Source organism: Butyricicoccus faecihominis, from assembly GCF_014648015.1.
In the GTDB taxonomy this organism is placed as follows: domain Bacteria; phylum Bacillota; class Clostridia; order Oscillospirales; family Butyricicoccaceae; genus Agathobaculum; species Agathobaculum butyriciproducens.
Genome location: NZ_BMQH01000005.1, coordinates 209428 through 229121 on the forward strand (window position 1 = coordinate 209428; position 19694 = coordinate 229121).

15 protein-coding genes are annotated in these 19694 nt (G+C 55.9%); 9 read left to right on the forward strand and 6 right to left on the reverse strand.

Annotated features, from left to right (window positions below; all coding sequences use genetic code 11):
• Nucleotides 1–109 precede the first annotated feature (109 nt).
• The 5 genes from purF to csaB form a co-directional block, all read right to left on the reverse strand.
• On the reverse strand, nucleotides 110–1582 hold the full coding sequence (purF, locus tag IEY11_RS06795) for an amidophosphoribosyltransferase (RefSeq protein ID WP_118360633.1): 1473 nt from the start codon (nucleotides 1580–1582) through the stop codon (nucleotides 110–112).
• Between the two features lie 42 nt (nucleotides 1583–1624).
• Nucleotides 1625–2335 carry a phosphoribosylaminoimidazolesuccinocarboxamide synthase gene (gene purC, locus IEY11_RS06800; protein WP_110435883.1) on the reverse strand — a complete coding sequence of 237 codons (711 nt, stop codon included), beginning with the start codon at nucleotides 2333–2335 and terminating at the stop codon, nucleotides 1625–1627.
• A gap of 136 nt (nucleotides 2336–2471) precedes the next feature.
• The gene (gene purE / locus IEY11_RS06805; RefSeq protein ID WP_110435884.1) at nucleotides 2472–2963 is read right to left on the reverse strand and encodes a 5-(carboxyamino)imidazole ribonucleotide mutase; all 492 of its coding nucleotides are present in this window, start codon (nucleotides 2961–2963) and stop codon (nucleotides 2472–2474) included.
• Between the two features lie 277 nt (nucleotides 2964–3240).
• Nucleotides 3241–4428, reverse strand: coding sequence for a glycosyltransferase (locus tag IEY11_RS06810; protein ID WP_118729165.1), 1188 nt, complete (start codon nucleotides 4426–4428; stop codon nucleotides 3241–3243).
• A gap of 124 nt (nucleotides 4429–4552) precedes the next feature.
• Nucleotides 4553–6775 (reverse strand): polysaccharide pyruvyl transferase CsaB, encoded by a 2223-nt coding sequence (gene csaB / locus IEY11_RS06815; protein WP_243183971.1) that lies wholly within the window; start codon nucleotides 6773–6775, stop codon nucleotides 4553–4555.
• A 184-nt stretch (nucleotides 6776–6959) separates the two neighbouring features.
• Here csaB and IEY11_RS06820 point away from each other — a divergent pair, with 184 nt between their 5' ends.
• The 5 genes from IEY11_RS06820 to IEY11_RS06840 all read left to right on the forward strand — a co-directional run bounded on the left by IEY11_RS06820 (nucleotide 6960) and on the right by IEY11_RS06840 (nucleotide 13530).
• Nucleotides 6960–8405, forward strand: a complete 1446-nt coding sequence (locus IEY11_RS06820; protein WP_188886151.1) for a lipopolysaccharide biosynthesis protein — start codon at nucleotides 6960–6962, stop codon at nucleotides 8403–8405.
• Nucleotides 8406–8513: 108 nt separating this feature from the next.
• Nucleotides 8514–9839, forward strand: a complete 1326-nt coding sequence (gene aspS, locus IEY11_RS06825; RefSeq protein ID WP_188886152.1) for an aspartate--tRNA(Asn) ligase — start codon at nucleotides 8514–8516, stop codon at nucleotides 9837–9839.
• A gap of 311 nt (nucleotides 9840–10150) precedes the next feature.
• The gene (locus IEY11_RS06830; RefSeq protein WP_188886153.1) at nucleotides 10151–10942 is read left to right on the forward strand and encodes an HAD-IIA family hydrolase; all 792 of its coding nucleotides are present in this window, start codon (nucleotides 10151–10153) and stop codon (nucleotides 10940–10942) included.
• A 144-nt stretch (nucleotides 10943–11086) separates the two neighbouring features.
• Nucleotides 11087–11764: a response regulator transcription factor gene (locus IEY11_RS06835; protein WP_117492095.1), complete on the forward strand. Its 678-nt coding sequence runs from the start codon at nucleotides 11087–11089 to the stop codon at nucleotides 11762–11764.
• Nucleotides 11761–13530 (forward strand): sensor histidine kinase, encoded by a 1770-nt coding sequence (locus tag IEY11_RS06840; RefSeq protein ID WP_118564691.1) that lies wholly within the window; start codon nucleotides 11761–11763, stop codon nucleotides 13528–13530. The genes IEY11_RS06835 and IEY11_RS06840 overlap by 4 nt, the downstream gene beginning before the upstream one ends.
• 60 nt (nucleotides 13531–13590) lie before the next feature.
• Here IEY11_RS06840 and rny read toward each other — a convergent pair whose 3' ends face one another.
• Nucleotides 13591–15135, reverse strand: coding sequence for a ribonuclease Y (gene rny, locus IEY11_RS06845; protein ID WP_117752096.1), 1545 nt, complete (start codon nucleotides 15133–15135; stop codon nucleotides 13591–13593).
• A gap of 507 nt (nucleotides 15136–15642) precedes the next feature.
• Here rny and pgeF point away from each other — a divergent pair.
• From pgeF to IEY11_RS06865, 4 genes are read left to right on the forward strand one after another with little or no spacing between them, the layout of a single operon-like run.
• Entirely contained in the window at nucleotides 15643–16443 is an 801-nt protein-coding gene (gene pgeF, locus IEY11_RS06850) for a peptidoglycan editing factor PgeF (RefSeq protein WP_188886154.1), read from the forward strand.
• An 18-nt stretch (nucleotides 16444–16461) separates the two neighbouring features.
• Nucleotides 16462–18318, forward strand: coding sequence for an ABC transporter substrate-binding protein (locus IEY11_RS06855; protein WP_188886155.1), 1857 nt, complete (start codon nucleotides 16462–16464; stop codon nucleotides 18316–18318).
• Between the two features lie 30 nt (nucleotides 18319–18348).
• Complete coding sequence (locus IEY11_RS06860) at nucleotides 18349–19245, forward strand: DMT family transporter (protein ID WP_188886156.1); 897 nt, start codon at nucleotides 18349–18351, stop codon at nucleotides 19243–19245.
• The gene (locus tag IEY11_RS06865) at nucleotides 19242–19439 is read left to right on the forward strand and encodes a hypothetical protein (RefSeq protein WP_188886157.1); all 198 of its coding nucleotides are present in this window, start codon (nucleotides 19242–19244) and stop codon (nucleotides 19437–19439) included. Before IEY11_RS06860 ends, IEY11_RS06865 begins: the two co-directional genes overlap by 4 nt.
• Nucleotides 19440–19694 lie beyond the last annotated feature (255 nt).

The window sequence follows — 19694 nt, forward strand, 5'->3', positions numbered from 1 at the left end:
GAATTGAAAATGGAAAATTGCGGATTCGCGCAATGCGCGATTATTTTATGCGGCGCGGTGCGCCGTACCGCAATTCTCCATTCTCCATTTTCCATTCTCAATTCAAAAGTTAGTCTTTGTTAGAGGGGAGCGGAATCTCGATCTCGAACATGTTCTTATCCACCTGCTCGGGTACCGGAATCGGGTACTCTCCGGAGAAGCATGCATCGCAGAAGCCCAGCTTGCAGCCGACTGCGATCTTGCGGCAGGCCTCGAGCGACAGGAAACCGAGCGAATCCACGCCGATGATCTCGCGCATTTCCTCAACCGTGCGGTTGTGGGCGAGAAGCTGGTTGCGCTCCGGAATATCCGTGCCGAAGAAGCAGGGATGACGGAACGGTGGCGCCGAAATTCTCATGTGGACCTCAGCCGCGCCTGCATCGCGCAGCAGCTTTACCAGACGGCCGCAGGTCGTACCGCGGACGATGGAGTCATCGACCATGATCACGCGCTTGCCCTCAATGGCGGTGCGCAGGGCATTCAGCTTGAGACGCACCGAGCGCTCGCGCTTGTCCTGACCCGGCTGGATAAAGGTGCGGGCGATATAGCGGTTCTTGATGAGACCCACGCCGTACGGAATGCCGGAGAACTTTGCGTAGCCGATCGCTGCCGGAATACCGGAATCCGGTACGCCGATAACCACGTCAGCGCCGACCGGATGCTCGATGGACAGGTACTTGCCGGCCTCCTGACGGGCCAGCTCAACCGATGCACCGTCAATGATGGAGTCCGGACGGGCAAAGTAAATGTACTCGAATACGCACGCGGAGGACTTGCACTCGATACCGCAGTGCATGGAGCGCAGCTCACCGTTTTCGACAACGCAGACCTCACCGGGTTCTACATCGCGGATGAACTTTGCGCCGAGCGCGTCCAAAGCGCAGGTCTCGGAAGCGAAAATGTAGCAGTCGTTGTCCAACAGGCCGATACACAGCGGACGGAAGCCGTGCGGGTCGCGTGCCGCGATCAGCTTGCGCGGAGACATAACGACCAGAGAGTAGGCACCCTCAATGCGGTGCATGGTGTTCATAACGGCTTCTTCGATAGAGCCGCACTTGAGGCGTTCCTTAACAATGGTGTATACCAGAACCTCGGTGTCGTTCGAGGAGCGGAAAATGCCGCCGTCCAGCTCGATCTCGCGGCGCAGCTCGCCTGCGTTTACGAGGTTGCCGTTGTGTGCAACCGCGAGATTGCCCTTTACATGGGTGATGGAGATCGGCTGCGCGTTCTCGCGGCGGGTATCGCCGGTGGTGGAGTAGCGCACATGACCGATGGCCATCGAGCCGGGCATGTTGTCCAGGATGTCCTGATTGAACACAGCGCTGACCAGACCGGTGTCCTTATGGCAGTGGATCACGCCGTTTTTGTTTACGGCGATACCGGCAGCCTCCTGACCGCGGTGCTGGAGAGCAAACAGTGCGGTATACGCGTCGTGCGCGGCGGAAATCTCCTTGCCTTCCGGCGCTGCGATACCGAATACACCGCACTCCTCATGCACCTTGTCAAACGGAGTGCTGCTTTTTCTTAAAATACGATATTTCATTCTTCAGCCTTTTCTTGTCCGAATCTTGCCTTGCGGATGGGCTTACTTGCCCATAACGCGCTTCATGATCTCCTGATATGCCTCCTCGACACCGCCCATATCACGACGGAAGCGGTCCTTATCCAGCTTCTCCTTGGTGGTCTTGTCCCACAGGCGGCAGGTATCCGGAGAGATTTCGTCCGCGAGAACGATCTTGCCGTCCGCAGTCTTGCCGAACTCGAGCTTAAAATCAACGAGGATGACGTTCAGGGTATCGAAGTACTGCTTCATAACCTCGTTTACCTTGAAGGCCATTGCCTTGATGGTCTCGATCTCCTCACGGGTAGCAGCCTTCAGCGCGATCGCGTGGTAAGCGTTCATGAGCGGGTCGCCAAGCTCATCGTTTTTGTAGGAGAACTCGATGGTCGGCTCGTCGAATACGATGCCCTCTTCCACGCCGAAACGCTTCGCAAAGGAACCGGCGGAAATGTTGCGGATGATGACCTCCAGCGGTACAATGGAGACCTTCTTTACCAGGGTCTCACGCTCGGAGAGCTGCTCAACAAAGTGGGTCGGCACGCCCTGCTGCTCGAGCAGCTGGAACATGTGATTGCTCATTACGTTGTTGATAACGCCCTTGCCGGTGATGGTGCCCTTCTTCTCACCGTTGAATGCGGTTGCATCGTCCTTGTAGTCAACGATTACGAGATTTGCATCATCGGTAGCGAATACCTTCTTAGCCTTGCCTTCGTACAGCTGTTCTTTCTTTTCCATGTCCAATTCCTCCATTTGTATAAGTAGTGTTAATTTGAAACAATGTTGTTTGCAGGTTGTACATCGAAGCTGCCAATGGGAGCAGCCCCAATGCCTTTACCTTGCGGGGATGCGGTATCAGAGATACCTATATAGATTACGCGAACTGAGCGCGAACCTTTTCGTCCTTTGCGGTAACTTCCGCTGCCATATCGGCCTTGAACTGCGCGAGCTTCTGTGCCAGCGCGTCATCCGACAGGGCGATCATCTGTGCTGCGAGGATGGCGGCGTTGTCTGCGCCGTCGATCGCAACGGTTGCCACCGGAATACCCTTGGGCATCTGCACGATGGAGAGCAGGCTGTCCATGCCGCCCATCACGCTGGTGGCCATCGGCACGCCGATTACCGGAAGCGTGGTATAAGCTGCCAGTACACCGCCGAGGTGTGCGGCCTTGCCTGCTGCCGCGATGATAACGCCGAAGCCTTCGGCTGCCGCGTTCTTCGCCAGCTGCTCGGCAGCGGCCGGGGTGCGGTGCGCGGAGCAAATGCGGACCTCAGTCGGAATATCGAACGATTTCAGACGGTCAACACACTTTTCCATTACCTTGAGATCACTGTCGGATCCCATGACAACGAGAACTTTTTTCATTTGTTATTCCTCCTACAAAAACAAATGAGGGCACGGGTATACCCGTGCCCTATAATCGCTCATTTATGTGCACCGATGCCCGAGAGAATGCACGAATGCCCGAGAACGAAAAACTGTTCAGCTGCAGTCTGGTTCAAAAATACGCTGCCGGTCATGTGTACACCTCTTTCTTAAAACCAACGGTGACGATACATATTTATTTTAGCTAATTTAACTTGTTAATGCAAGTATTTTACCCGCTTTTTTCGGGATTTGTGTAAATGCCCAAAGATAAATTTTACTCCTCTGCACTTTCGTGCAGAACGCCCTTTTTATAAAGCACCTCTTCCATCTGGTGCACGCGCTCGGTCCACGAGCACTGCGCGCCGTAGGCAAGGCGTTTTTCCGTCCATGCCGGACGTTTTTCCTTGGCAGCGGCATCGCACAGCGGCAGGAACATCTCGGGATTGCGGGCAATGTAGACCACATCCTTGAAATCCTCGACCTGCAGCGGCTCGCGCGTGGAAACGATCGGCTTGCCGGTTGCCAGATATTCGTAGAACTTGAGCGGCGAAACGTCCTTGGAGAGCGCACCGGCACGGAATACGTTCAGGCAGACGTCCATCTGCGCCAGATATGCGGGCAGCTCGGGCTGCGGCACCAGACCGTGGAATACGATGTTCGGGTACTGCTTGAGATTTGTCAGGTCAACACCCGGCAGCGTGCGTCCGATCAGGAAAATCGTCGCGTTCGGACGGCTCTTCGCCAGCTTTTCGATCAGTGCATAGTCGATGCACTCCTGCAGCATGCCGACAAAGCCGTAGATCGGATGCGGCAGATCCTTCATGTCCTCCGGGCAGGGAAGGGTGTCCTTCTCGGTCTGTACGCGCGAGAAAATCTCGTAAGCCGCGCCGTTCGGGATCATCTGGGTGGTCGGGTTGATCTTTTCCAGTGTCTCTGCCAGTCCGACTGCGGTTGCGAATACCTGATCGGCAGGCTTGGCCAGATCGCATTCCATCTTGTCCACAACCTTGGGATTGATGTGGCCCTTGTATGCGGAATGACGGTCTACACAGTCATATACCAGCTTGGAGTGCGGCAGGTGCTCCACAATATCGCACGAGGACGGCGAGTAGCACCACAGCACGGTCTCGTCGCCGAAGCCGTGCTCGCGCATCTTTTCGCGGATGAACGCCGCCTGCCGCTTCTGGTTGATTTTGTTGATCCAGCGGAACTTGTTGAAAAACGGCAGTACCGGCGGCAGTGCGTAAACAGTGATGTTTTCGTGCCCCTCGACCTTTTCGCCAGGCTGCTTGTACTTTTCGATATATGCGGAGGCTTTTTTGTCCTTGAGCGGTGCGATCATGGACACCGGAGGATCAAAATACAGGATTTCGCTGTTGCGCAGACGGCTCATCACGTTCTGTTTGCGCGTCGGCAGAGGATGGTAGTTCGTTGTCGAAAGACAGACGATGTGGTTCTTCATATCTATATAACCCCTTTAGTGGATTGTTTTATCATATATCGTAGGGCGGGCTGACCTCGGCCCGCCGTGGTTAGCGGTATGCAGATGGTAAAGACGGCGGGGTGAGGGCACCCCGCCCTACGGTTTAGTTTTCGGAAATGTTCAGCAGCTTCGCTGCACCCTTCACATTCTCGGATTCTCTTTCTCTCAGCATTTCCGCTGTGCGGTGCACCTCGTTATCGAGCGCACCGGAGACGCACTCGTCGATGAGGCGGCACAGCGGCTCCGCCTTGACGGACGAAAGCTGCAGGCAGGTGCGGCTGCCGATATATTTCAGGAAGCCGTCCACCTTGATGTCGTAGCTCATGCCGACGACCGGAACGCCCTGACCGGCGGAGAACATCAGCGAATGCAGTCGGATGCCAACCACGGTTTTCATGCGGGAGAGGATGCCGATGGTGACTTCGATGGGCTGTCGGGTACGCACGGCGTGCCACGGACAGTGCAGCAGTGCGCCGACACGTTCTGCGGGCATGAGGTCGCTCGGGAACTCGATGGGTACGAAAACCGGCGTCAGGCCGTGCTTTTCGTAGGCATAGTTGGCTGCAGCCGCGATTTCGGGCAGAGCCGTGTCCAGACCCTTCCAGTTGCGCAGACCGAAGCCGATATACTTTCCGTTCGGGTCAATGCCGCTCTGCTCGAGGGCGATATTGACGATTTCACGCGGCGCCGGCGTCAGAATGATGGTCGGGTCGGCGGAAACACGGATATCCGGCCGGGTAACGCCCATTTCGGCAAGCAGTGCGCGGGAATTGTCATCGCGCAGCGTGATGCGGTCAACCGATGCATCAATGGTTCTGGCGGCCATCCGGCGGTTGCCCGGACGGTTGATCGGACCGATGCCGCAGCCGTACATCATTACCTTGCAGCCGCGCTTTTTGGCGGCGTACAGCGTGTAGCAGTAGTACCAGATCGAGCGGGTGGACGTAACATCCTGCATGAGTGAGCCGCCGCCGTTGATATACAGCGCGGCATGACGGAACTTGCGCAGGACGGAGAACACATTAAAAGTATAGATGGCGTTCGTGCGGTAGATCAGGCGCGTTTCCTTCGGCCTGCGCGACATAACGCAGATGGTGCGTTCGGGATCGAGCTGGCGCATCTCCTGCACGATGGCCTCGAGGATGGCGTCGTCACCGGCGTTGCCGCGTCCGTAAGCACCGCAGATGACAATGCTCTCGCGCTCGTTTTTCGGACGGTGGAACCGTGCCAGCAGGTGATGGTAGTTTTCCATCTGACGTTCGCACATTTTGTCGCGCGAGAAATCACGGGAGGCTTTTTCGTACAGCGCGTCCGCAAATTTCTGCCGCAGTTCGGCATCGTTGCCCAGACGGACCAGATATTCCGCCAGCCGCTTATCGTCCCCGACCGGGAAGATATAGCCGTTTTCGCCGGTGTCGATGAGCTCGGGCATGCCGCCGACATCCGAGCAGATGGTCGCGCAGCCGGCACAAACGCCCTCGAGAATGGAGTACGGGAAGGTTTCGGACACCGAGGACAGCAGGTTGATGTCCATCGCGCGGAAGAACGGCATGACCGGCGATACCCAGCCGCAGAATGTTACGCGCTCACGCACGCCGAGCTGGTCGCACAGCTTTTTGAGCATATCCTCGTCCTCGCCGTCACCGGCGATGAACAGGCGCAGCTGCGGCGCGGATTTCAGCGCCTCGGCAAAGCCGCGGATGGTGGTCGCAATATCCTTGACGGCAGTCAGACGCGCGGCAATGCCGCACAGCACGTCGCCGTCCTCGATCTCGGCTCCGTAGGTGTCCCGCAGATAGGCAACACGGTCAAATTCGCCCTTCGGACGGTCAAAATCCATGCCGTTGTAGATTTTTACAATGCGCTCCGGGTCAAAGCCGCGCTCGATGAGCGTGCGTGCCATACGGTCCGCGACCGGCTGATAGAAGTCGAGAAAGCGCAGGGCAATGGCATTCGCCGTGCCGAGCGTGTACTGCTTGAGCGGACTGCCGAGGTAGTCCAGCCGATAATCCGAGTGCACGGTCGTGACGATCGGCACCTGACGGCTGCGGCGCACCATGGCTCCCATCAGGTTGGCACGGCCGCCGTGGCAGTGAATAATGTCGGGCTTGAACGCATCTACCAGGTCGCGCATGGTTCGTGCCGCACGGAATGGATTGTGCCGCTCGATCACGCGCACATCAATGCCGCGTTCGCGCGCTTCATCCGCAAACGGACCTGCGCGGAACGAGATGAGCATCACATCGTTATTGCGGTTGAGTCCGGTCACGGTATTCATAATCTGGGTCTTGGCGCCGCCTACATCGCCGCCGCCCATTACATGCATGATTCGCAAAGTCAAATACCTCCACTTGACAAGTATAATCAGTATACCATGAAAACAGGGGGATTGCAAAACTCGGACGCGGTAAATGTCGTCTTTTTCGGCAGTATTTTGGCAAACGAAGTTTGTTTTTTTGCTCAGAACATGGTATACTGATTTTATCTGACGGAAAGTGAGGGTTTTTCTTTTGTCCTCTAAAAATACCATGACGCGCGATGCCATGCTGTTCCTGCCGGCCAAGGTGGTCGAGGGACTGCTCGTCATCGGGTGTTCCTCGCTGTATTCTCACATCTTTGTGGAGGGTGCGGTCAGCGCGTTCAACCTGACCAACACTACGATACAGCTGCTCTACCTCATCCTCGCGGGCTGGATGGCGAACTCCGCCACCCGTTATGTAGGTGAGGAGTACCGCGCCGATGAAGGACGCGGCCTGTTCTCCACGGTTTCTACCATCTATGTGGGATTGTGCGTGCTTGTTGCCATCGGCTGCTGCATTACGGCAGCTGTGACGCAAAGTCCGGTTTATCTGGGCGGTGCGCTGATGTTCTGCACCTACACGGCGTTTCAGGTGCTCAATGCGGCGCTGATTCAGCTCGGCAGAGTAAAAGCGTCCATCCTGTGGTCGCTGACCTCGGCGGTGCTCAAGCTCGCGGTTGCATTTGCGCTTGTCGGCGGCAAGTCGAATTATCCGTCGCCGTTCCCGGCTATCTTCGCCAATACCATTGCGGACGGTGTAGCCACCATCGGTGCGGTGTTTGCGCTCAGCCTGCCGGTTGTTGTGCGGCTGAAATATTTCTCCAAGCCGCTGCTGAACAGGTTCCTCAAATACGGCGTACCGCTGATGGGCGTTTCCATTTCGGTGGCGCTGCTCAACCAGATCGACAAATACCTTGTTGTCGGCTTTTACGGCAACATTCTGTACGCATACTACTCGAATAACAACTCGATCGCAAGCGGTCTGTTCACGATGATCTCGGTCGGCATTATGCGCGGCGTGTATCTTGCTGTGCTGCGTGGCTGGCGTGAGGGCGGCAAAGCCGCAGCAAAGCCGCTGCTCGATCAGGGCGTGCGGCTGTATCTGCTGATCGCCGTGCCTGCGGTTGCAGGTCTGACGGCGGTCGCGCTGCCGCTCAGCCGGTTCCTGTTCCCCGCGAAGTACGCCGCCGGTGCGCCGGTCATCGCGTATACCGCGCTTGCCATGCTGTTCATGGGCCTGACCGAATACGCCAACAAGGCATATGAGCTGGAGCAATCCACCGTACACGTTCTGCAGAACAGCGCGATCGCAGCAGTTATCAAGGTGGTTTCGAGTGTCATTCTGCTCAAAATCCTCGGATTTACGGGCGGTGCGCTCGGTTCGGTGGTCGCATTTGCGTCCTACTTTATCATTACCTGCGTGCGCGTGCGCAGCCGGTTTCTGTTCCGCGTGGCACCGGTCAGTCTGGTGCGCATCATCGTTTCGGCGCTGCTGTGCGGTGCGGCGGCTTTTGCATGCACGCTGCTGCCGGTCGGCAATCTCATTCGCCTTGGCGCGGCTGTCGTGGTCGGTGCGGGCGTTTATGCAGTGTGCATTATCGTCAGCGGTGAGGGCCGCGAGGAAGTACAGGCGGTGCTCCGCCGGCTGAAACGATAAGAAAAATTGTCGAAACAGCGTGGATTTCACTGGTAAAACCTTGTCACGGCATTAAATCCATGCTACAATAACTCTATCTGAAAATTGTAAACAGAGAGGCGTAATATTATGGAAATGATTCATGAAGCGGGTCAGTACGTTGACACCGTAAAGCGCGTCTGCGAAGCAGTCGGCAGCGAGGTCACGTTCCGCGGCACGGTTCACCGTGTACGCGATATGTCTGACTTTTCTTTTGTTGTAATGCGCGTTGAGCGCGGTCTGATCCAGTGCACCTTCCAGGGTGACGAGATCGGCGGCATCAAGCGTTCGGATGTCAAGGATGCAATGGTACTTGAGGTTACCGGTACCGTTCGTGAGGAGCCGCGTGCAGAGCATGGCGTTGAGGTCGTTCTGAGCGCACTGTCCATCCTCGGCAAGCCGTACGACCAGCTGCCGGTACCGCTCGGCAAGAAGTATATGGGCCTGTCCCTTGATGTTGATCTGCCGCTGCGTCCGATCACGCTGCGTCATCCGCGCAAGCAGGCGATCTTCCGCGTACAGGGTGCGATCGCTGACGGCTTTGCACAGTACATGCAGTCGCAGGGCTTCACCCACATCCACACCCCGAAGATCGTAGTTGCAGGCGCTGAGGGCGGCGCAAACCTGTTCAAGCTGGATTACTTCGGCACCCCGGCTTATCTGGCACAGTCCCCGCAGTTCCACAAGCAGTATCTCGCCGGTGCATTCGGCCGTGTATACGAGATCGGCTCGGTTTACCGTGCAGAGCGTCACAACACCTCTCGTCACCTGAACGAGTACATGGGTCTGGACTTCGAGATGGCCTACATTGATTCCATGTACGATGTAATGGCAATGGAGACCGGCATGCTGAAGAGCGTTATGGCTTACGTTAAGGAGCACTGCGCTGAGGAACTCGCTATGCTGAACGCCGAGGTTCCGGAGATCAAGGAAATCCCGACCATCCGCTTCCACGAGGCCAAGCAGATCATGGAGGAGAAGTACGGCCACAAGTCCAAGAACCGTTATGACCTCAACCCGGACGAAGAAGTGCTGCTGTGCCAGTGGGCAAAGGAGGAGCACGACTCTGATTTCGTATTTGTAACCCACTTCCCGTCCGCAAAGCGTCCGTTCTACGCGAAGGATGATCCGGAGGACCCGAAGCTGGCGCTGTCGTTCGACCTGCTGTTCCGCGGTCTGGAGATCACCACCGGCGGTCAGCGTATCCACGATTATCAGGAGCAGATGGACAAGCTGGAGGCCCGCAAGATGAACGCCGAGCTGTTTGAGTCCTTCACCATGCTGCACAAGTACGGCATGCCGCCGCATGGCGGTCTGGGCATTGGTCTGGAGCGCCTGACCATGCAGCTGCTGGGGCTGAATAACATCCGCGAGGCTTCTATGTTCCCGCGTGATATGAACCGCCTCGAGCCGTAAAAGGCTTGCGCCTGTAAGGGCTATTGCACCAAAAAGGACTCGGAATTATCGATTCCGGGTCCTTTTTGGTGTTTGTTAAAAATGACACGGCGGCAGAGCCGCCTGTGTCCCTTGGTATGCGCCCGGAGAAGAAAATCTTCACTCTCCACTCCTCGCTCTCCGCTCTCTTTTCAGCTCTTTACGAGGATTTAACATTTTTTCCTCGGTTGGCTCTTGACGTTGGCTGAAATTTTACGCATAATAAGAATGGACAAAAGATTTCCGGCTATGCTATTTCAGCATGGGTCGCCTACCGAAAGGAGATCAGCATAATGAACGAAGAATTAGAGCTGCTTCGAGAGAAGAAAGGCTTCATCTGCGATATGGACGGTGTTATCTATCACGGCAACCGTCTGCTGCCCGGTGTACCTGAATTTGTAGACTGGCTGCAGCGTGAAAACAAGAGCTTCCTCTTTCTGACCAACTCCTCCGAGCGTTCGCCGCTCGAGCTGCAGCAGAAGCTGGCCCGTATGGGTCTGGAGATCGGTGAGGAGCATTTCTACACCTCTGCTCTGGCTACGGCAAAGTTTATCGCCAGCCAGAAGCCGCACGCATCTGCGTATGTGATCGGTGCCCCCGGTCTGGTCGGTGCGCTGTACGAGGCAGGCATCGTGATGAACGATGTTGACCCGGATTACGTTATTGCGGGCGAGACCAACACCTACAACTATCAGACCATTCTCAAGGCCGTTGATCTTATCAATAAGGGCGCACGCCTGATTGCCACCAACTCCGATTTGACCGGCCCGTCCGAGCAGGGCATTATTCCGGCATGCCGCGCACTGGTTTCTCCGATTGAGCTGGCCACCGGCAAGACCGCATACTATGTCGGCAAGCCGAACCCGCTGATGATGCGTACCGGTCTGCGCCTGCTTGGTGTGCACTCGCACGAGGCGGCTATGATCGGCGACCGCATGGATACCGATATTGTTGCCGGCATCGAAACCGGTCTGGACACCGTTCTGGTGCTCTCCGGCTGTACTTCCCGTCAGGATGTGGAGAATTACGCGTACCGTCCGCACTTTATTCTGGATGGTGTCGGCTGTATTCCGCCGCAGGCATAAAATTGCTGTCTAAATCGAATAGCGCAAAAGCCTTTCCGAAAAATTCGGAAAGGCTTTTTTTATTGGATAAAGAATGGACAATTCTATGCTATACTAAATACAGGAAAAGGATAGACCAATGACAGATAGAGAGGGGGCATTCCCATGGCAGGACACATTCTTTTAGCGGAGGATGACAAGGCGTTATCCGCGCTGATGCAGGATTTCTTTCGGGCGGCAGGCGTGGCGGTGACACCGGCGTATGACGGCGAACAGGCGCTCGTGCTGGCACAGGAGCAGCCGTTCGACCTGCTGGTGCTGGATGTGATGATGCCGCATCTGAACGGGCTGGAGGTCTGCGAAGCGGTGCGGCAGGAGAGCGACGTACCGGTCATTTTCGTCACGGCACTCGGACAGGAGGGTGACACGCTGGCAGGGTTCCGCGCGGGCGCGGACGATTACATCACAAAACCGTTTTCGTTTCCGGTGCTGGTGGCAAAGGCGCAGGCGCTCATGCGGCGGGCCCGCGGGCTGCGGCTGGGCGCGAGTGAGCTCGGCTACGCGAATATCCTGATGGATACGGCCTCGGGCACGGTAACGGTGGACGGAAACCCGGTGAATCTGCGTCCCAAGGAGGCGAAGATACTCGAGCTGCTGCTGCGCGAACAGGGACGCACGGTGTCGCGCGACCTACTCATTGAGCGGGTATGGGGCACGGATTTCGACGGGGACGAGCGCATGATAGACCGGCACATTGCCAGTCTGCGTAAAGCGCTTGGAACAGCCTCGCAGCACATCCGTGCGGTGTACGGCAAGGGCTACCGATTGGGGGGATCGACATGACAAAGCGAATTCACAAAATCGGCATCGCGGTAAGGCTGACCGCGATTGTGGCAGTGATTCTGGCGGTGTTTCTGGTGCCGTGGGTGTGGAGAGTGGCAGAACTTGCACAGGATGAAGCCAAAGATTTAGCTTGGGCCAGAATGCAAGCGAGTACGGAATTGCTAATGCGTGACTTTGAAATCCTGAAAGGTGATGCAGCGCGCTACCCAGCGGAAGGCACAGAGGAATATTATTTGCTGCGCAGCAATCTGTGTAGAGATGGTGTAGATACGTCCTATTATAATGTAGATACGCCCTATATCATACGGTATTATGACGAAAATCATAAGCGGGTTCTGATTAGATCGCCGTTGATGCTGTACTATCATCCGGCAACAGGCTGCTGCTATGGCATTGATTTAAGTGATTTCTCCGAGCAATCGCTGCGCGAAATGAACGAGATACTCGGCGGTCACGAGCACGCGGAAGATCGTTTAATCACAGTCTATGGCCAACAGATTAAGACAGATACAGGATTTATCTTTTTCCCGAATCGGCTTCAAATTGGTATTGGTGATGGGGAATGGACGGCACAGACGCCGGTTGAGGAAACCAATCAGTTCCGCTCCGACGAAGGCGACTATATACAGGGGGTATGGCCGTTTCGCACGGACGAAGTGATGGAGGGCTACTTTGATGCGCTGCGCTATCTGGATACCGAACTGCGGGCGATAGACGGCGAAAATATGCCGGACGAGGAGTGGGCAGAGGTACGGGCATCGCAACGATATGTCGGCACATCTTACGGAATGCCATATGATGACATGGGGCTCATCGTTACGGCGGCGTTAGTTGACCGGCAATACGCATATGACGCGTGCTTTTACCGTATGCCGTTCATCACGATTGCGCTGTACCTGATGTTCGTGTTCCTTTTTTATAAAATTGTACGCCGCATGGTATCCAACCCACTGGTTGACACGGCAAGAGAAGCCAATCGGGTATCGATTCTCGCATTCGACGAGTTCAAGCCTGACCTGAAGCGCGGAGACGAAATCGGTGAACTTAACCGTGCGCTGAGCGAAATGGCGACGACTCTGCACACCCGCTGGGACAGCGAGCGCGACCTCGAGGAGAAACGCCAGCAGTTTGTCTCGGCGGCAAGCCACGACCTGAAAACGCCGCTTGCGCTCATCGGCGGGTACGCCGAGGCTATCGCGCAGGACATTTCGCCCGAGGAAAACGCGCGCTACCTTGCCGCCATCGAGCAGGAAACTGACCGGATGAACGGCCTTGTGCGCGAAATGCTGGATTACACCCGTCTGGACCGCACGGACGAGCTGAAAAATCGCAAAACGCTCAATCTGACCGCACTTGTAAATGATATGCTGACTGAGTATGCACCGCTGTTTGAAAAACGCCGTCTGACCGCTGATATTGCGGACGGTGTGCGCATCCGCGGCGACGAAACGCTGCTGCGGCGTGCCGTCGGCTGTCTGCTGGAGAATGCCGCCAAGTATTCGCCGGAAAACGGGCGCGTGTCCGTTCGGCTGACGAACAGCCGCAATCACCTGCTGACCGTCGAGAACGACTGCGAACCCATTCCGGAGACCGAGCTGCCGCGCCTGTTCGAGATGTTCTACCGCGGCGATAAGGCTCGTGACCGAGCGGGCGGGCACGGACTGGGACTGGCCATTCTGCAGAAAATACTCGCTCTGCACGGCCTGACATGCAAGGCGGAAAATATAAAGGGCGGCGTGCGGTTCATCGTCTGCAATAAAGATTAAAGGCTGAAAAAGGGCATAAAAATACCCCGCAAGAGATTTTCTTGCGGGGTATGATTTTGCTTACTTTGCGTAATCGATCGCACGCGTTTCGCGTACCATGTTGACCTTGATCTGGCCGGGATAATCCAGCTCGTTCTCGATCTTCTTGGCGATTTCGCGGGCAAGAAGCACCATCTTGTCGTCCGAAACCTTCTCCGGATTGACGATAATGCGAATCTCGCGGCCTGCCTGAATGGCAAACGAACCGGAAACGCCGGGCGTCTCGTTGGCGATGCTCTCGAGCTTCTCCAGACGCTTGATATAGTTTTCCAGGTTCTCGCGGCGAGCGCCCGGACGTGCAGCGGAGATGGCATCGGCTGCCTGAACCAGACATGCTACGATGGTCTTTGCCTCCACATCACCGTGGTGTGCCTCGATGGCGTGGATGATCGGCTGGGATTCCTTGTACTTCTTGGCAAGGTCTACACCGATCTGAACGTGGCTGCCCTCAACCTCGTGGTCGATGGCCTTGCCGATATCATGCAGCAGGCCTGCGCGGCGTGCCGGAACCGGATCGAGACCCAGTTCGCTGGCCATCATGCCGGCAATGTGAGCCACCTCGATGGAGTGCTGCAGGACGTTCTGACCGTAGCTGGTGCGGTAGCGCAGGCGGCCGAGGATCTTGACCAGCTCGGGGTGAATGCCGTGAATGCCGGTCTCGAAGGTAGCGCGCTCGCCTTCGCTCTTGATGATCTGCTCCACCTCGCGGCGAGCCTTGTCAACCATTTCCTCAATGCGGGCCGGATGGATACGACCGTCAACGATCAGCTTTTCGAGTGCCAGACGTGCGATTTCACGGCGAACCGGATCGAACGAGGACAGGGTGATCGCCTCGGGCGTATCGTCAATGATGAGGTCTACGCCGGTAAGGGTTTCCAGCGTGCGGATATTGCGTCCCTCTCGACCGATAATGCGGCCCTTCATCTCGTCGTTCGGCAGCGGAACAACCGAAACGGTCGCCTCGGATACCTGATCGGCGGCACAGCGCTGGATTGCGGTCGAGATGATCTCACGGGCAGTCTGCTCGCTCTCGTCCTTCAGGCGCTGATTGATCTCGCGCAGCTTGACGGCTGCATCGTGGGTTGCTTCGTTTTCAATGGACTGGACGAGCATATCGCGTGCCTCGTCGCGGGTCATGCTGGCAATCTGTTCCAGCTTTTCTACCTGCTCGAGCTTGATGCGCTCGAGTTCTTCCTTTTCCTTCTGGCTTGCGTCCAGCTGGCGGCTAAGGTCATCATTCTTGCGGTCGAGCATATCGCTCTTCTTGTCCAGTGCTTCCTCGCGCTGAATCAGGCGGCGCTCAAGCTGCTGGGTCTCATTGCGGCGTTCCTTCAGCTCGCGGTCGGCTTCGACACGCTGCTTGTGGATTTCGTCCTTTGCCTCGAGTATGGATTCGCGTTTTTTGGTCTCGCCGGCCTTGATCGCTTCGTTGATGATGCGGGTGGCCTCGGTCTCGGCAGAGCCGATCTCTTTTTCCGCAACGCTCTTGCGATACAGGAATCCGATGATTACGCCTACTGCGAGACACACGATACCGGTGATGATCGGTATGATGATGTTGCTCATGTCTGTTGGTGTGTCCTCCTATTTACGAATTTTGGGAGACGGCACAAAACCAAGACAATACCGCAGATCTGCGGTGCTGTTTCTCAATAGAGCGGCAGTTCGGCAGAAAACAGGCTGATTCCGCGGTGAAACACGCGCAGCACGCATGAGCACTGCACGAAGAATAAAGGCGGAATATGCCGAAAAAGCGAAGCTTCGCTCGAAAAAAATCAGAGTTTTGCGCTGTCAAAAGAAAAATGCGGTTCCGATAGAAATAAAGCTATCGGTTCAATCAGATAATGCCTTTGAAAAAAGCCGTGCTCACCATTGGCACCGGCTCTGTTACAGCAGGTATTATACTATGTTTAATTGTAAAGCCTATTCGTCAAACTGTCAAGAAAAAGACAAGCTGACATACGCGGTTTTTGGCGTTTTTTGAAAACGGCCGGTATGCGCTCTTGTGAACGGCAGGGCGATTTGCTATAATAATTCTGTATTCCCTCATGGAAGAGACGAGGAGGAACGACTATGAACGAGTCTATGTGCCGCGTACAGCGCGGTTCTTTCGTATATTATACCTGCCGACGGATTCCGGTGCGGCATGCCTTCACCACCAAATTCGGCGGTGTGAGCACGGGCGCGTGCGAAAGCCTGAATTTAGGCTTCAACCGCGGCGACGAGTTGGAGAATGTGCGCGAAAACTATCGCCTGCTGGGCGAGACGCTCGGCGTGGATGAGACGCGCATGACGCTCACCAAGCAGATCCACGACACGCAGGTGTCGGTCGTGACCGAGGACAAGGTCGGCATGGGGCTGCACCGCCCGATGGAGTGGCAGTCGGACGCGATCGTGACCGCACTCGCGGACACGCCCATCATCGGCTTTTACGCGGACTGCGTTGTCACCTTATTATATGATCCGGCGACGCATACCGCAGGCGTGTGTCATTCCGGCTGGCGCGGCATGGCGGCAGGCATTCTGCCGAAAACCGTTGATGTGATGGCGGAGCAGCTCGGCACAAAACGTGAAAGCCTGATCGCCGTGCTCGGTCCGTCCATCCGGCAGGAGTGCTTCGAGACCGATGCGGATGTGCCGGAAGCGATGGAAGAGCTGCTCGGTGCACAGGTGCATCCGTTCATCATGGAGAAAGGTCCGAAATTCCATGTGGACCTGCAGGGCATTGGCGTAAAGCTGCTGCAGGATGCCGGACTTTCGGCGGAAAACGTGATCGACAGCGGCATCTGCACCATGTGTCATTCGGATGAATTCTGGTCGCACCGCGTAACGCACGGCGTGCGCGGCGTGCAGGGCGGCATGATCTGTCTGTAAGCGAAAGGATCAAATGCAATGAAAAGTTGGAAAAAACGTGCGCTGGCGCTGACAATGGCAACTTTGGTCGTGCTCAGCGGCTGCACGTTCCCGTTTGGACAGGGAAACGACGGCGACGGCGCACCGGTAGACAACGTGGATGTGTCGGACGCGTATTTCGGTCTGGCGTGGTATCGCTCGGGCACAACGCTCAATCCGGTTATGGACGGCACCGAGGTCAACAGCATGCTGCGTGAGGCGCTTTACGAGGGCCTTTTTGAGATAAAAAGCGATTTTACACTCGAAAACGAGCTGTGCGAGGACTATACGAGCGATGGAACCACGTTCAGCTTTACGATAAAAAAGGGCATCAAGTTCTGGTCGGGTGCGGAGCTGACGGCAAGTGATGTTGCCGAAAGTCTCAAGACTGTGCTGGAAAACGAAAGTTCGCCGTACCACAACCGACTGACCGAGGTTGCCTCGATCGAAGCGGTGACAAAGCGCATGGTCCGCATTACGCTTGCGTCGCCGAACGTCAACTTCCCGAAACTGCTGGATATTCCGATCTATCGGGCGGGTACGACTGACGAAGGAGAGTTCGCAGAGGGCACCGGACCGTACAAGCCGGTTCAGAACGGCGCCGCATGGACGCTGGAGGCCAACGAGAATTGGCACGGCGGCTTTCTCGGCACCATTCGCCACATTACGCTGGTCAAAATGACGCGCGCGGATGCGGCGGACACCAGCTTCCGCACCGGCGATGTATCCATCATGCGCAGCGCGCGTATTGCGCCGGACGACCAGAATATTGCGTTCACCGGCGAGGTCGATACCGTTCCGGTGAGCAGTGCTATGCTGCATTATATCGGTTTGAATTACAATAACAGCCAGTTCACGAATGCAAAAGTGCGGCAGGCGCTTTCTATGGCGATCAGCCGTCAGGGTCTGTGTGCAACCCAGCTGCAGGATTATGCCGATCCGGCGGTGCTGCCGATCAATCCGCAGCCGGCGGACACCGGCGTGTCGTACAGCCTGTCGGCAGATTTGATGACTGCGGCGCAGCTGCTGCGCGAGGCGGCACAGGAAGGTGCATCTTCTGCAGGCAGCAGTGACAGCAGCACCGATTCTTCGGACGGAGGTTCGGATTCTACAGACAGTTCCGATGAGGACTCGGACTCTTCTGAGGAGGACGGCTACTACGACGAGGACGGCGACTTTATCTATTATACGAGCGGCCGGGCAGGCGATACCGATTACAAGGTGGATTTTCTGACCGTGCGCACGTCGAAAAACCGAACTGATTCGACGGTTTCGGATGGGAAAGCTGTGCTTCTGGACGATGAGAACACGGATTCCGGCGATTCGACCGACTCTGCAGACAATTCCGGCTCGACCGACACCACAGTAACCGATACGATAGTGACAGACGCGGCGACCGTGCAGCTTTCGTTCCGCCTGCTCGTCAACTCGGACAACGCGTTTAAAGTAGCGGCGGCAAAACAGGTTGCGGCATCGTGGAATTCACTGAACGGCGTCAATGTCACGGTGGATGAGGAGCCGTATGATACCTATGTTTCCATGCTGCAGAGCGGCTCGTTCGACGCGTACTACGGCGAAACCCAGCTGACGCCGGACTTCGATCTGCGCCCGCTGCTGTCTCCGCAGGGCGGACTGAACTATGGATCGTACTCGAGTGAGGACATGAGCAATGCCATCACGGCGTACCGCAGCGGCGAGAATACGGAGGGTCTGTACACGACGTTCCTGAATGAAATGCCGCTCATTCCGCTGGCATTTGAGCGGCAGCAGGTTGTGCTCAGAAGCGGTCTGATCAATCATTTCAATCCGGCACCGTATAACGCATTCGCAGGACAGGAGAACTGGGTCAAGCCGTAACCGCTCGTTTTCGCTGAAAAGGAGAATATCATGCAGGAAAATCACAGAATACAGGGGCATTTGTTCGGCGCGTTCAGCGTGCTTGTCTGGGGTACGACATTTGTCTCAACGAAAGTACTGCTGCGCGCCTTCACGCCGCTGGAGATTATGGTAGCGCGGTTTACGCTCGGCTTTCTGGCGCTGCTCATCGTGGGCAAGGGCCTCATGCGTCCGCAGAAAAGGTGGCATGAGGGATTGTTTGCGCTGGCCGGTCTTTCGGGCGTTACGCTTTATTTTTTGATGGAAAATATCGCGCTGACGTACATCTCTGCGTCACTGGTCGGCGTTATCGTAGCGGCAGCGCCGCTGTTTACCGCGCTGATCGCAGCGGTCGTGCTGCACGAAAAACTCAGCAAATGGTTCTTTTTCGGCTTTGTTTGTGCGATGGCGGGTGTCGCGCTCGTGTCGCTCGCGGGCGTCAGTGAGCTGCATTTCAGCCCGATTGGCGCACTGCTCGGCGTAGGCGCGGCGTTGGTCTGGGGTGTGTACTCGGTGCTCGTGCGCCAGCTTGGTCACATGGGCTACCGTACCATTCCGCTCACCTGCCGCATTTTTGGATACGGCTTGCTGTTTTTGCTCGTTCCTGCGGTGATTGAAGGGTTTCCGTCCGGTTTGAGCGTGTGGACGCAGCCGGTGCATCTGGCAAATCTGTTGTTTCTGGGCCTTTGCGCGTCTGCAACGTGCTTTGTGACGTGGAATCGCGCGGTTTTCCTGCTCGGTCCGGTGAAAACCAGCGTGTACATTTATGCAACGCCGGTTATTACAATAGTAAGCTCAGCGTTGATTCTGCACGAAACCATGACGCCGATCATGTGGCTGGGCACGGTTTTGGCGCTCGGCGGTCTGATTTTGTCCGAACATCGGGAGAAAGAGAAAACGACGGCGTGAGCCGCCGTTTTTTGTTTGCAGCAAAATTCTTTGCAAAAAACGAAAAAAAGTATTTGACAAATGCTCCGGGATTTGGTATTCTATTAAAGCTGTCTCTGAGAGACAAACGCAAAACCGAAAAGTTTGATTTAGAACGGCTTGATTCTTCAAAAAAGAATTTGAAAAAAGTTCTTGACAAACGCTTCTGGTTTTGATATACTAAATAAGCTGTTGATGAGCGGTTGGGAACGACGAAAAGTTGTGAAAACTCTTTGAAAACAGCAGATTGTACCTTGTAAATTAAACAACGATGTGCTTAAACTTTTGTTCGATATGAACAAGGTTGTAGTGCGAACCTGAAATTTCGAGAGTTTTTTACTCTTGGTAAATCGCTGGAAGTCACAACTCCAGTTGAAATAAAGTGACACGTCAGACTCTAAAGTCGGTTAAAACGAAAGAAATTTCGTTCT

Excerpts from the sequence above, each read along its gene's own strand:
- purF (WP_118360633.1), bottom strand. The coding sequence starts at position 1,582 with ATGAAATATCGTATTTTAAGAAAAAGCAGCACTCCGTTTGACAAGGTG.
- IEY11_RS06830 (WP_188886153.1), top strand. The coding sequence starts at position 10,151 with ATGAACGAAGAATTAGAGCTGCTTCGAGAGAAGAAAGGCTTCATCTGC.
- aspS (WP_188886152.1), top strand. The coding sequence starts at position 8,514 with ATGGAAATGATTCATGAAGCGGGTCAGTACGTTGACACCGTAAAGCGC.
- IEY11_RS06855 (WP_188886155.1), top strand. The coding sequence starts at position 16,462 with ATGAAAAGTTGGAAAAAACGTGCGCTGGCGCTGACAATGGCAACTTTG.
- IEY11_RS06840 (WP_118564691.1), top strand. The coding sequence starts at position 11,761 with ATGACAAAGCGAATTCACAAAATCGGCATCGCGGTAAGGCTGACCGCG.
- IEY11_RS06835 (WP_117492095.1), top strand. The coding sequence starts at position 11,087 with ATGGCAGGACACATTCTTTTAGCGGAGGATGACAAGGCGTTATCCGCG.
- IEY11_RS06860 (WP_188886156.1), top strand. The coding sequence starts at position 18,349 with ATGCAGGAAAATCACAGAATACAGGGGCATTTGTTCGGCGCGTTCAGC.
- purE (WP_110435884.1), bottom strand. The coding sequence starts at position 2,963 with ATGAAAAAAGTTCTCGTTGTCATGGGATCCGACAGTGATCTCAAGGTA.
- rny (WP_117752096.1), bottom strand. The coding sequence starts at position 15,135 with ATGAGCAACATCATCATACCGATCATCACCGGTATCGTGTGTCTCGCA.
- csaB (WP_243183971.1), bottom strand. The coding sequence starts at position 6,775 with ATGCATGTAATGGGCGGCGGCGATGTAGGCGGCGCCAAGACCCAGATT.
- IEY11_RS06810 (WP_118729165.1), bottom strand. The coding sequence starts at position 4,428 with ATGAAGAACCACATCGTCTGTCTTTCGACAACGAACTACCATCCTCTG.
- purC (WP_110435883.1), bottom strand. The coding sequence starts at position 2,335 with ATGGAAAAGAAAGAACAGCTGTACGAAGGCAAGGCTAAGAAGGTATTC.
- pgeF (WP_188886154.1), top strand. The coding sequence starts at position 15,643 with ATGAACGAGTCTATGTGCCGCGTACAGCGCGGTTCTTTCGTATATTAT.